The sequence below is a fragment of the Nocardia sp. NPDC003726 genome, from assembly GCF_053586955.1.
In genome coordinates this window covers 85,250-98,207 of sequence record NZ_JBSFNF010000013.1, presented here as the reverse complement: position 1 = coordinate 98,207, position 12,958 = coordinate 85,250, and the positions used below count along the sequence as shown (strand labels likewise).

Genomic DNA, 12,958 nt, shown 5'->3' with positions numbered 1-12,958 from the left:
TGCCGACCCGACGGGCATGGTCGGTTGCCCTCCGGACGCGCGCCTGCCAGCGGTTTTCTCGGTTCGAGCCAGAAACGCGGAACCAACCTCTGGGGGTTCACTGCCGGATTGCGGGCACAGCTCCCGCAGGCAACCGGTCTAGTGTAGGGGAATCCGCAGGTCGTTCCCAAATCGGGGCCACGCGGCGCTACCCGTTTCCCCAATCCCGGCCGGTCCGGCGCGGCGCCGGTAGCCTCGTGTCCTGCAAGGCTGCCTTCGTACATCAGCGGCACCGCCGCGTCGGGGAGAGGATTCTCGTGACATCTACCGGTCGGCCAGCGAAGCTGGATCGTCGTGCCTTCCTGATCGCCCTCGGAGCCGTCCCGGCCGCCGCAGCGCTGGTCGCGTGCTCGGACGACGCCGAACCCGCGAGCCGCACGCTCACCGGCGTGGATCTCAGCGGAGCGGACGAGGCGATCCGGCCCCAGGACGACCTGTACCGGCACGTCAACGGGAAGTGGCTGCGGGAGTACCAACTGCCGCCGGACAAGGTCAGCTACGGCTCGGGCAGCGAGGCGGGCGAACGCACCGAGCAGCAGTTGCGGGAGATCATCGACGGCATCAAAGACCCGAAGCCCGGCTCGGAAGAACAGCAGATCAGGGATCTCTACGACGCCAGAGTGGACTGGGACGAGATCGAACGGCTCGGCATGACGCCGCTGGCGCCGCTGCTGGCCAAGATCGACGGCGCGGCCACCAAGCCGGAGTTGGCCAAGGTGATGGCCGAGCTGCCGATCAGCGGGCTGATCGGCATCAGCATCGCCGTCGACCGGAAGAATTCCAACGCCTACCTCCCGTGGGTCGGCCAATCCGGCCTCGGACTCGGCGAGCAGTACTACCGGAAGCCGGAGTACGCGGAGGTGCTCACGCAGTACCGGGTGTTCCTCGAACGCATCGCGGCCGGTGCGGGGTTCCCCGATCCGGCGGGTATGGCTCAGCGAGTATTCGACCTGGAGAGACGGATCGCCCCCGGGCACTGGGACAACGTCCGCACCCGCGACGTCGACGCGACCTACAACGTCTACAGCTGGGCGGACATGACCGCCCTCGCCCCCGGGTTCGACTGGGATCCGTGGCTGGCCGGTAACACCGATCGTCCCCGTGAGCTATTCGCGACCATGGTGGTGGGGCAGCCGTCCTATCTCACGACGGCGGGACAGTTGTGGTCGGAAGTCGATATCGCCACGTGGCGTGACTACCTGAAGCTCAGTGTGCTGCGGGAGTTCGCGCCCTACTTGCCCCGGGCCGTCAACGACGCGAATTTCGAGTTCAAGGGCAAGATCCTCAACGGGCAGGACGAGCGCCCGGAACGCTGGAAGTACGGCGTGAGCATCGTCGACGACAAGCTGGGCGAGCAGCTCGGGAAATTGTATGTCGCCAAGCACTTTCCGCCGGAGGCCAAGGAACGGGCCAAGGAAATGCTCGACGACGTGATCGCGGCCTACCGCGAGAACTTCACCAATTCGACCTGGATGTCCCCCGCCACCAGGGCCGCGTCGCTGGCGAAGCTGGACAAGATCGATCCGAAGATCGGCTATCCGGACAAGTGGGTCGACTACTCGAAGCTGAAGATCACCAAGGGCAAGCTCATCGAATCACTGCTCGCCATCAACGAATTCGAGACCAAGCGCGCATTCGCCAAACTCGGCAAGCCGGTCGACAAGACCGAATGGGGCATGTCGCCGCAGACGGTGAACGCTTACTACTTGGCGACCTCCAATCAGATCGTCTTCCCCGCCGCCTACCTCCAGCCGCCGTTCTTCGACAAGGACGCCCTGCCCGCCGTCAACTACGGCGCGGTCGGGTCCACCATCGGGCACGAGATCGGCCACGGCTTCGACGACCAGGGCTCCAAGTACGACGGTGACGGCAATCGCCGCGACTGGTGGACGCCGGAGGACCGCGCCGCGTTCGACGCCAAGGCGAAACAGCTGGTCGACCAGTACAACGCGCTCGTCCCGGAGGGCCTGGAGCCGAACCAGCACGTCAACGGCGAACTCACCGTCGGCGAGAACCTCGCCGATCTGCGCGGACTCCAGATCACCCTGGCCGCCTTCCGCATCGCCGAGAAGCGCAGGGGCATCGACAATCCCGACTACCGCACCATGTTCCTGTCCTGGGCCCGCAGCTGGCGCGAGAAGCAGACCAAGGAACTCACCGTCCGCTACCTCGGCATCGATACCCACTCCCCCAACGAATTCCGCTGCAATCAGGTCGTGCGCAACCTCGACGAGTTCTACAAGACCTTCGATGTGAAGGAAGGCGACAAGTTGTACATGCCGCCCGATCAGCGAGTGACCTTCTGAGCCTTCCGATCGCGCATTCGAGCCCGTCCTTCGTGGCGGGCTCGATCGCTATGCGGACCGGAGCAGGCCGTCGATGAGCGCGGCGAGGCCGAGGTCGTAGGTGTCGCGGGCGGCGAGGGAGAGGTAGTCGGAGCCGAGTGCGGCGAGGCGAGGGTAGGTCTCGGCGTCGAGGTCGGCGAAAACCTGTGCGCGGAAGGTGGGACGGTCCTCCGCGGCCCGGCGGGCGGATCGGGCGCGCACGATGAGGTCGCCCGCCGTGTAGTGCCAGATGACGCGGTACGCCTGGGCGGCGCGGTCCAGCGGCAGGCCGCCCGCGACGAATCCGTCGACGATGGATTCGCTGACCCACAGCGCCGAGACGCCCAGAAGATCGTCCGCAGCGAGGATGTCCACGATCCACGGCCGCGCGGCGAGAGCGTCGCGCATGGCGCGCGCCGCGACGCGCACGCGGTCGCGGGGTTCCTCCGGCAGGTCCGGCCAGACCACCTGGTCGGCGTACTCGTTGAGCAGTAGCCGCAGTAGGTCTTCTTTGTCCCGGACGTGGTGGTAGAGCGCCATCGGCGTGCAGCCGAGTTCGGCGGCGAGGCGGCGCATGGTCAGTTTCGCCACGCCCTCGGCCTCGATCACCGAGTTGGCCGCCGCGAGGATCTCCGTGCGGGAGATACGCGCGGGGCGACCGGTGCGCTGTGGTTGCGACGAACTCGGCATGGGTCCATCTTCACTCATCCGCCGCATCGGATGTGGACACGGGGCGGCTCGCACGGTTACTTTCTATACATGTATAAAAACTCTCATGGGCGGCCGGCCTTCGCCCTGACGGCGGTGGCCGTCGCGCAGTTCATGGTCGCGCTGGACCTGGCGGTGGTGAATGTCGCGCTGCCTGCCATCCGCGCGGATCTGGGCTTCGCTCCGGTCGATCTGGCCTGGGTGGTGCACGTCTACGCGCTGACCTTCGGCGGGTTCCTGCTGTTGGGCGGAAAGGCGTGCGATCTGTTCGGGCGGCGCAGGTTGTTCACCACCGGGCTTGTCGTGTTCGGCATCGCCTCCCTGGCGGGCGGGTTCGCGCAGGAGCCCTGGCAACTCGTCGCCGCGCGGGCAGTACAGGGTCTGGCCGCGGCGGCCGTGGCTCCCGCCGCGCTGGCCACATTGACCACGACGTTTCCGGAAGGTCCCGCCCGGGTGCGAGCGCTCGGCGTATGGAGCGCGGTGAACGCGGCGGGCGGCGCGATCGGCGTGCTGGTGGGCGGATTGCTGACCGAGTACGCCAACTGGCGCTGGGTGATGCTGATCAACGTTCCGATCGTGGTGATCGCGTCGGTCGCGGCGGTGGCCGGTGTGGCGGCCGATCGAGTGAGCGGCCGAGCGCGGATCGACGTGCCCGGCGCTGTCCTCGCCACCGGCGGAATCGGTTTGCTGGTCGTGGGCGTGGTGCGGACCGAACACTACGGCTGGCTCTCCGCCGCCACGGCCGTGACCCTCGGGTCCGGGGTGGTGCTGCTCGCGGCTTTTCTCGCGGTGGAGGCACGGACATCGACGCCTTTGGTGCGGCTCGGGCTGTTCGGCAACCGCTGGGTGGCGGGCGCGAATCTCTTCGTATTCTTCGCCGCGGCCGGGCAGTTCAGCGCGTTCTATTTCCTGTCGCTGTACCAGCAGCAGGTGCTGGCCATGAGCGCGGGCGCGGCGGGTGCGGCTTTCGTGCCCTTCTCCCTCAGCGTCATCGTCGGCACTGTGGTGGCCACCCGCGTGGGCGGGCGGCGCTCCCCGAAAGCGGCGCTCGTTCTCGGCGGGGCGCTGACCACGGCCGGGATCGGCTGGTTCGCCTTCATCAGCGTCGACGGCAGCTTCGTCGCCGATGTCCTCGGCCCTTCGCTGCTCGGCGGCTTCGGTCTCGGGCTGTGCCTGGCTCCGGTGGCCGCCGCGGCGACCATGGGCGTCGCGCCGCAGGAAGCGGGAATGGCTTCCGGCGTGTTCAACAGCGCGCGGCAGCTCGGCGGGTGTGTCGGGGTAGCCGCGCTCGCCACGGTCGCGGCGGCGCGCACCGGCGACAGCACCGCGCCCGCGGCGCTGAACAGCGGTTACGCGCTCGCGTTGTGCTGTGCGGCGGGACTTTTCGCCGTGGCGAGCGTCGTTGCCGCGACTGTGCTGCCGAGGACGAGCCGGGTGAGTCCCACGGCCGGAGCGGACCTGATGCGGCCGGAAGCCGAAATGTCCGCAGCGCGCCCATGAAGAGCGAAATACCGCCTGCGAGCCGGAACGGCTCGGATCGCCACCGAGCCGCACTCGATCAACCCGAAAGTTTCACCCATCGCAACGAGAGGAACCCATCATGAACCAGGCCCCGATCGACTTGTTCGGCCGCGCCATCCATTTCGGCCACGACGGCCGCGTAGCGGCCGGTGAACGGCGGATGAGCAGCGGCGACGGCGACTGGCAACTCGCGACGTTCCATGTCGAATCCGACGCCGACGTGCATGCCGATCATTGGGAAGTCCACCCGAGCGGCGATGAGGCGGTGTGCTGCTTGACCGGCGCGCTGCGCCTCTACCTGCGACCCGAGCGGCCCGGCGACGAGGAATCGATGGTGCGCCTCACCGCGGGCACCGCTTTCGTCGTCCCCCGCAACCGCTGGCACCGCATCGAACTGGACGAACCATCCGCCATCATGTCCGTCGGCCTGCGCCACGAGACCCGTCAGGAGCCCGTCACCGCGCGGTGATCGCGCCGCCACGGTGCCCGCGTGCGCGTCGCGCGCGGGCGCCGGGATGGTCACCGACAGTGTTCGATCGTGCTACCGGGGATACGGCATTGGTTGCGTATCCGCACAGCGGTCGGCGATCGCCACAGCCTTGGGCCATTCGCGAGCCAATCGGATCAAGAACGCCAAATCCTCCGCGCGATCGCGTTTCTCCTCCTGCCCGACAGCACGTGCGGGGAACCCGGGCATCGGCGCGCTGCCGTCGCGTTTCGCTCGAACAGCCGACGCCACGCGCAGCGCGTAAGCGCGCACCTGGTCTTCCGTCGCGCCGGGCGAGCCGAGCCCGTCGGGGGCGTACTGCTTCAAATGCAGGAGCGCGTCCCAGATCTCGACCGTCATCCGGTAGAGCTGTGAGGCGGGCTCGCGCGGTGCGGAGGGATCGCAGAGCAGGACCACTTCCGGCACCGCGGCGGTCAATTCGCGCCACAGCGGGCGCAACCGGCGACAGCGACGGCCGGTCCGGTCCCACGCCGCGCGCGCCAGCAGCACGGTGCACAGCGGGATCGCGGTCAGCAGCGTCACCACCGACAACATGAGGAAGGACGAGACGGCCGCGACGGTCCCCGGTTCGCTCGGCGGCGTGCCCGCGAGCGAACGGCAGAGCATGAAAGACCACGAGACCGACCAATGGATCGAGAACATCAGCAACAGCGCGTAGGTGATCTTCTCTCGCGCGGCGGAGCCCGCGACGCGCAGTTCCCGAACACAGGCCCGGCCGAACAGCAACCCCGCGAACGATGCGGGGACCGCCGACAAGGTCCAGACGATCTCGGTGTAATCGATCCGCAGCAGCCGGTACGCGACAGGTGCGCCGCAGACCAGACAAACGGCGGCCGTGACCGCGGTCGCATCGTATCGGCGCTGACGCGCCGGTGCGGCGGCGGAATCGGCGTCGTCGAGCAGCCGGGCCAACCCGTAGAAGCTCGCGAGCGCGATCAGATCCAGCCCCAGATACAGGCACCGGGCGAAGTACGGATGCCCAAGCGCGGGCACGACCGCGTACACCGACACAGCGGCCACGGTCCAGCTCCAGGTCCGGTTGATCAGCCGGTCGGAGCTGGTCTCGTTCACGAACAACCACCGCCCGATGGTCATGAGCGCGACGAAGACGATGACCGTGATCACCAACCAGGCCGGTACGACGTACATCGTGGTGACTGTAAATCCTCCGGAGCCCGCCCGGCCACCGCGAGCCAGGGCATCGGCGGATCAGCGGACCGGCACCGTGACCGGCCGCTGCGCCCGCTTGTCCGCCTCGGCCAGCTCGGCCGCCTCGTCGTAGACGTACTTGTCGCCGAGGAACCACGACGCGGCCGCGGCCAGGAACATCATCACGGCCGCCGACACGAACACCACGACCAATCCGGCATGGAACGGCCCGGTGAGCAGGTGCGGGAAGAACTCTTGTCCGGTGAGGGTCTGCGCGTCGACTCCCGGCTTGCTCAGTTCACCCGACGGCCCGAGCAGCTCCTGGATCGGGTTGTACCCGAGGAACGCCGCGAACATGCTGGCCACCGGCGGCATTCCGGCCAGTTCCGCCGCGGCTGCGGCGGAAACGCCCTGCGCGCGCAGACCGGAGTCCAGCGCCGATGGCAGGCTCGCCGCCAAGCCGACGACCATGAGGGAGAAGAAGATGCCCATCGACAGGGCGTTGCCGCCGTTGAAGAGGGTGCCGCGCATGCCGGAGGCGGCGCCGCGCTGGGCGGCGGGGACGCTGGACATGATGGCGGCGGTGTTCGGGGAGAAGAACAAGCCGCTGCCGATGCCGTTGAGCAGGGTGATCAGCGCGAACAGCCAGTAGTCGAAGTCGACGGGGATGACCAGCAGCAGCAGGAAGGTCGCGCCGGCCAGCAACGCGCCGCTGGTGGTGAAGGGCCGCGGGCCGTAGCGGTCGGACAGCCAGCCGGAAACCGGTCCGGCGGCGAGGAAGCCGATGGTCAAGGGCAGCAGGTAGATACCGGCCCACAGCGGGGTGGATTCGAAGTCGTAGCCGTGCAGGGGAAGCCAGATGCCCTGCAACCAGATGATCAGCATGAACTGCATGCCGCCGCGTCCGATGGAGACCATCAGATTGGCGAAGTTGCCGAGTCCGAAGGCGCGATCGCGGAACAGCCCGAGATGGAACATGGGATCGGGAACCCGCGTCTCCACCAGGCAGAACACCGCGAGCAGCGCGATCCCGCCGAGCACGGCGGACAGCACCCACGGGCTGGTCCAGCCGGTGGCGTGCCCGCCGTAGGGCTGGATGCCGTAGGTGATGCCGGTGAGCAGCGCGGTGAGCCCGAGACCGAAGGTGACGGTGCCCGCCCAGTCCACCTTGCCCGCGGAGCGGACGCCGACCTCGTGCAGCGAGCGATAGGACCAGACCGCGCCGAGGATGCCGATCGGAACGCTCACCCAGAACACCGCTCGCCAGTCCCATTCCGACAGCACGCCTCCGATGAGCAGGCCGAAGAACGAACCGGCCACCGCGGCGACCATGTTGATGCCGAGCGCGGTGCCGCGCTGGCGCGCCGGGAACGCGTCGGTGAGAATCGCCGAGGAGTTGGCCGTCAGCATCGCGCCGCCGATCCCTTGGATCACTCGCCAGACGATGATCCACATCGCGCCCGCGCCCCCGTGCCACGGATCGAAGGACAGGGCGACCGCCGACAGCGCGAACACCGTGAACCCGAGGTTGTAGACCCGCACCCGGCCGAAGATGTCACCGAGCCGGCCGAACATCACCACGAGCACGGCGGTGGCCAGCAGGTAGCCCATCAACATCCACAGCAGGTATCCGACGTTGCCCGCTTCGAGCGGATTGAGCCCGACGCCGCGGAAGATCGCGGGCAGCGAGATGAGCACGATCGAGGAATTGACCGCCGTGAGCAGCACACCGAGCGTGGTGTTGGTCAGAACGATCCACTTGTACCCCGGATGGTCCCGGTCGTAGCGCATTCTGCGCCGGATGGTTCGGACGTCGCCCGGGTCGACTTCGGCGGATGGATTCGTCACGGCAGCCCCTCACCACATAGTTACCACCGCAAACTATATAGTTAGCCGATGTAACCATCAAACGCCGGGCGGCGTGGCCATCGACGCGCGAGGTCGAGCAGGAAACGCAACCGACCGGCGTGGTCGTCGCCGCGAGTGGACGGGCCGATCGGGCCGCAGCGCTCGAGCCACGCCGCATAGGCGGCACGGACCGCGTGGCGGTCGTCGGCTGGGTAGCGGCCCGGGGCCGGTGTGTAATTCCGCAGCACCACCAGCGCGTCCTCGATCTCGACGCTCATCCGGTACAACCGCGACGCGGACCCGGAATCGTGCGGGGGCAGCACCACTTCCGGAACCGCCGTGGTGAGATCTCGCCACAGTGGTCGCAGCCGCCTGCAAGCGCGGGCGTCGCGATCCAGGCCCGCCCGCAGCGCCAACGCCTCCAGCAGCGGGATCGATACCAGGGCGGCGAGCACACCGAACGCCACGATCGACGCCGCAGCCCATGCCGGTCCAGGGTCGCCCGGCACAGCGCCTGCGGCGACCTGGGTGATACCGCCGACCGTCGACACCGCGCAGTAGAGGCCGAGCAGCAGCAACGCCGAGTAGGTCAGGCGCTCCCGGAGGGACGACGCGACCAGTCGCAGTTCCCGGATGCAGGCGCGCGCGAGCAGCAGGCCGACGAAGCCGATGAACACACCGGCCGCCGACCACAACAGCCCCTCCCAGTCCAGCACCGAGCCGAGGCCGGCGCCGAGCGCGTCGGCCACGGTGCAGCCGGCGGTGATCAGCGCGTACACCCCCGCGGCAGCGTTGTACCGCCGTTGCCGCGCGCCCGCGCCGGCCGGACTCGCGCCGTCCAGCAGTTTCGCCAGACCGTAGGCGTGGGACAAGGAAGCGGCTCCGATGCCCAGCAGCACCTGCTGCCCCAGTTGCTCGTTACCCGTGGCCGCGGCGATCGAGTATCCGGCCAGCGAGGCCAGATTCCAGCTCAGCGCGCGATTGATCAACCGATCGGCCGGAGCGTCGTTCACCAGCCACCACCGTCCCGCGGTGACCAGTACCGCGAAGACGGAGACCACGACCGACACGGTCGGCGGCGTGGAATTCATCGGCGAACCCCGTCCACTACCAGGATTCGCGCAGCCGGGCACGGCGCACGGGGAGCCGGTCCACGCCGTCCAGGGCCGGCGCACCGCTCGCGGCACGGACCGAGGGCCATTTGCGAGCCAGGTCGAGCAGCACGCTCAATTCCGAGCCGCGATCGACCGGTCCCGGCAGGCGCACGTCTGCCGCGCCCGACGGCCCGCCACCCGCCATCTTGACCTGGTGGGCGTGCGCCATCAGCACGGCGAGGTCGCGCTCGCCCGCGACGTCCGGCGGCACGTACGCCTTCAGATGCAGCACCGCGTCCCAGAGTTCGACCGACATGCGATACAGCCGTGAAGCCGAGTCACGGTCCGAAGGGCCGTGTTGCAGCACGACTTCCGGCACCGCTGCGGTCAAATCCCGCCACAACGGCCGCAACCGGCGGCACCGCCTGCTCGCCCGGTCCCACGCGCAGCGCGCCATGATCACGTCGACCAGCCGCACGGTCACCAGTCCGGTGGTGACCACGAAGCTGGCGAGCACCACCAGTACCCACCGCGCACCGGGTTCGGTCGGTGGCGTGCCCGTGGCGGTCCGGACCATGCCGACGACCGAGCCCGCGAACCAGTACACGGCGAGTGCGAACAGCGTGCCGTACAGCATCCGTTCCCACACCGACAGATCCGCGCGCAACATCTCGACAACGCAGGTGCGGGCGATCAAGATTCCGCCCATCGCCGTCGCGCCCGAACCGGCGGTCCATACGACGCTGGGCCAGTGCAGCCAGTCGAGATGATCGTGCACCGGCAGTTCCGCCAGCAGCGATACCGCGGCGATCGCCGCGACCGTGTCGTATCGCCGCTGGTCGCCTCGGGCCCGCTCGGGCTCGCGGCCGGCAAGCACCATCGCGAAGCCGATGGCGCTCGCGCCCGCCAGCAGACCGCAACCCATGAACAACCGCTCCCCCAGCACAGGCGCGCCCAACCCGGCGCCGATGCCGCCGGCCAGGAACCCGGACAGTTCCCACGTCCAGATGCGGTTGATCAACCGGTCGATCATGGTGTGGCGCACCAACACCCAGCGACCGACCGTGACCACCGCGGCGAACACACCGATCGACAGCAGCAGCGGCGCGGGTACGGAATTCATCGCGACAGACAGTAATTCGCCGCGGCGCCGCGGCCAAGCCGATCAGTGCCGGGCGGCATCGCGGTAGCCGCGGACGGCGAGCAGTCCGAAGACCGCCGTCAACCCCACCGACCACGCGATGACCTGCACCAGCGGGGTGAGCAGCGGCCCGCCGAGGATGAACCCGCGCATCGCCTCGATCGCGCAGCTCATCGGCTGGCCGCGCACGATCGGCCGCAACCACTCGGGATAGTTCTCCACCGGGACGAAGCCGGAGTTGAAGAACATCGCCAAGAGCACGACGGCGGCGAAGATCTGGACCACCTTGTCGCCGATGCGGCTCACGCCGACCACGATCACCATCGGGGTGAAACCCGCGATGACGAGCGCGGGCACCAGCAGCGCGCCGAGCACCCCGGCGAGACCGTTGTGGAACCGCAGCCCGAGCAGCACGCCGACGATCAGCACGATCGCGGTGGCAGCGAGCGCGCGCAGGCATTCGGCGAGCAGCCGGCCGATCAGTCCGGCCGAGCGGTGCACCGGCAGCACCCAGAACCGGCGCAGCAGACCGCTTTCCCGCTCCCCGTAGAGCGAAAGGCCCGTGCCCATCGCGCCGTACATCGCCCCGGCCACCGCGATCATCGGCACGAAACCGTAGATCGGCTCGGCGCCGCCACCGGCCGGGGTGAGCGCCTTGCCGAGCACCAGCTTGTACATGAGCAGCAGCAGGATCGGCAGCACGAGCGTGGTGGTCACCACCTCCTGCTGCCTGCTCCAGCGCCGCAGCAGCCGCCCGGTCTCCACCAGGCTCTGGTCGAGCAGTGCGATCATCGCCGCTTCCTCTCCACCCGGATCGACACCACGATCGCCGCGACGAGCAGACCGGCGACCCAGACCGCGGCGATGGCCGAGGCGGCCCCGAAGCGTCCTTCCGACATCTCCCGCAGCGCGCCCGCCACCTGGGACACCGGCTGGTTGCGCACGAACGGCTGGATCCAGCCGGGAAAACTCTCGGCGGGAACGAAACCCGTGGACATCATCAGCAGCAGCAGTTGCGGTGCGAACAGCACGGTCGCGCCGAGTTCCGGATTGGCGGTCTTGGTGCCGAGCGCGTCCGCGCCGAGCACCAGCGCCGCGCCGAAGGCCAGGGTCAAGCCCAGGAAGGCGATGGCGCCGGGCACCCCGTGGAAACGGAAACCGAACAGCGCGCCGATGACCAGCGCGCCCGCCAGGGCCGCGCTCGCGCGCACGACGTTCGCCGAGATCCGGGCCGCCGGCGGCACCCAGGCTCGCACGGGCAGCGAGCGCAACCTGGCGCCCATGCCGCCGGCCACTTCCCTGGCGGCGCGGTCACCGGCGAACATGGCGGTGAAGAACATCGCCTGCAACGCGATGAGCGGCAGCAGGAATTGCGCGTAGTCCAGTCCGGACGCTTCCATGGAGCGGCGCAGCGGAACGTACACGCAGACGAAGAACGTCACCGGCGCGGTGAAGGCCAGGATCAGGTCGCCCTCCCGCACCGCGGCGCGAATACCGCGCTCGCTCAGCGCGCTCCACTGCGACAGTGGCGGAACACGCAGTACCGCCGCGGGGTTCGACGTCGTCACGCCACGACCTCGGTGGGCTTGGTCAGTTCGATGAAGACCTCGTCCAGCGACGGCCTGCGCAGTGCGATGTCGATCAGCTCGATCTCGGCTTCGTTGAGCCTGCGCAGCGCCTCGCCGAGCGTGACGGCGCCGTCCGGCGCGGGCAGCGAGACCCGATCGGCCGATTCGGCGACGGTGAGTTCACCGAGTCCGGTGAGCGCCGCCACCACGGCGGGCACCCGGCCCGCGTCGGCGGGAACCACCTCGCAGAAGCTGGTTCCGGTGCGCGCCTTGAGTTCGTCGGCGGTGCCCTCGGCGATCACCGTGCCCTTGTCGACGACGATGATGTTGTCGCTGAGCACGTCGGCTTCTTCGAGGTATTGCGTGGTCAGCAGGATCGTGACGCCCTGGTCCTTGAGCGAGCGCACCAGCGCCCACAGACTCTGTCTGCTCACCGGGTCCAGACCGGTGGTCGGCTCGTCGAGGAACACCACCTGCGGTGGGCGCACCAGGCCGCAGGCGATGTCGATGCGCCGGCGCATACCGCCCGAGTACTGTCCGACGCGGCGGTCGGCGGCGTGCTCCAACTCGAACTGGGCGAGCAGTTCCTCGGCCCGCGTCCGCGCCTGTTTGCGGCGCAACCCCATCAGCCTGCCGAACAGCACCAGATTCTCGCGGCCGGTGAGCATTTCGTCGAGCGCGGCGTACTGGCCGGTGAGCATGATCGAGGCGCGCACCTGCTCGGCCTCGCGAACCACGTCGAAGCCGGCGACTGTCGCCCGGCCCGCGTCCGGCTTCACCAGCGTCGACACTACCGACACGGTGGTGGTCTTGCCCGCGCCGTTGGGGCCGAGCACCCCGAGCACGCTGCCCGCGGGCGCGCTGAAGCTGATCCCGCGCAGCGCCTTCACCTCGCCGAACGATTTCTCCACGGCTTCCACGACGATCGCCGGATCGGTGCGCGTTGTCGCGCCCCTGCTCGCCTCCACACCAGCCTCCGTTTTCCGATTGCCCCGCAGTTACTTTGGTAAAGCTAACCTAAATCGACTGGCGGCGCGAGCCCTTGGTCCATGGCCGGT

General features: G+C 68.8%; 11 protein-coding genes. 3 read left to right on the top strand and 8 right to left on the bottom strand.

The features are described 5' to 3' along the window. The first annotated feature begins 296 nt into the window (after positions 1 to 296). Complete coding sequence (locus tag ACWDMM_RS18995; protein ID WP_449938643.1) at positions 297 to 2,345, top strand: M13 family metallopeptidase; 2,049 nt, start codon at positions 297 to 299, stop codon at positions 2,343 to 2,345. Between the two features lie 48 nt (positions 2,346 to 2,393). On the opposite strand, the gene ACWDMM_RS18990 is transcribed toward ACWDMM_RS18995, so the two are convergent. Continuing rightward, on the bottom strand, positions 2,394 to 3,071 hold the full coding sequence (locus ACWDMM_RS18990; protein WP_323124521.1) for a TetR/AcrR family transcriptional regulator: 678 nt from the start codon (positions 3,069 to 3,071) through the stop codon (positions 2,394 to 2,396). A 51-nt stretch (positions 3,072 to 3,122) separates the two neighbouring features. Here ACWDMM_RS18990 and ACWDMM_RS18985 point away from each other — a divergent pair, with 51 nt between their 5' ends. Further along, positions 3,123 to 4,571 (top strand): MFS transporter, encoded by a 1,449-nt coding sequence (locus tag ACWDMM_RS18985; RefSeq protein ID WP_357207689.1) that lies wholly within the window; start codon positions 3,123 to 3,125, stop codon positions 4,569 to 4,571. Positions 4,572 to 4,671: 100 nt separating this feature from the next. After that, positions 4,672 to 5,061: a cupin domain-containing protein gene (locus tag ACWDMM_RS18980; protein ID WP_195080370.1), complete on the top strand. Its 390-nt coding sequence runs from the start codon at positions 4,672 to 4,674 to the stop codon at positions 5,059 to 5,061. Between the two features lie 72 nt (positions 5,062 to 5,133). Here the strand turns inward: ACWDMM_RS18980 and ACWDMM_RS18975 are convergent, their stop codons facing one another. The 7 genes from ACWDMM_RS18975 to ACWDMM_RS18945 all read right to left on the bottom strand — a co-directional run bounded on the left by ACWDMM_RS18975 (position 5,134) and on the right by ACWDMM_RS18945 (position 12,868). Continuing rightward, the gene (locus ACWDMM_RS18975; protein ID WP_449938638.1) at positions 5,134 to 6,249 is read right to left on the bottom strand and encodes an MAB_1171c family putative transporter; all 1,116 of its coding nucleotides are present in this window, start codon (positions 6,247 to 6,249) and stop codon (positions 5,134 to 5,136) included. A gap of 60 nt (positions 6,250 to 6,309) precedes the next feature. Next, a complete protein-coding gene (locus tag ACWDMM_RS18970) occupies positions 6,310 to 8,040 on the bottom strand; it encodes an MFS transporter (protein ID WP_357207749.1) in 1,731 nt (576 codons plus the stop codon). A 98-nt stretch (positions 8,041 to 8,138) separates the two neighbouring features. Further along, a complete protein-coding gene (locus tag ACWDMM_RS18965) occupies positions 8,139 to 9,188 on the bottom strand; it encodes a DUF6545 domain-containing protein (protein ID WP_449938635.1) in 1,050 nt (349 codons plus the stop codon). 16 nt (positions 9,189 to 9,204) lie between these two features. Continuing rightward, positions 9,205 to 10,314 (bottom strand): MAB_1171c family putative transporter, encoded by a 1,110-nt coding sequence (locus ACWDMM_RS18960; RefSeq protein WP_357106687.1) that lies wholly within the window; start codon positions 10,312 to 10,314, stop codon positions 9,205 to 9,207. Positions 10,315 to 10,356: 42 nt separating this feature from the next. Continuing rightward, positions 10,357 to 11,124 carry an ABC transporter permease gene (locus tag ACWDMM_RS18955; protein ID WP_195080366.1) on the bottom strand — a complete coding sequence of 256 codons (768 nt, stop codon included), beginning with the start codon at positions 11,122 to 11,124 and terminating at the stop codon, positions 10,357 to 10,359. Beyond that, positions 11,121 to 11,900 carry an ABC transporter permease gene (locus tag ACWDMM_RS18950; protein ID WP_357106691.1) on the bottom strand — a complete coding sequence of 260 codons (780 nt, stop codon included), beginning with the start codon at positions 11,898 to 11,900 and terminating at the stop codon, positions 11,121 to 11,123. Before ACWDMM_RS18950 ends, ACWDMM_RS18955 begins: the two co-directional genes overlap by 4 nt. Next, the gene (locus ACWDMM_RS18945) at positions 11,897 to 12,868 is read right to left on the bottom strand and encodes an ATP-binding cassette domain-containing protein (protein WP_449938633.1); all 972 of its coding nucleotides are present in this window, start codon (positions 12,866 to 12,868) and stop codon (positions 11,897 to 11,899) included. Before ACWDMM_RS18945 ends, ACWDMM_RS18950 begins: the two co-directional genes overlap by 4 nt. Between the last annotated feature and the right edge of the window lie 90 nt (positions 12,869 to 12,958).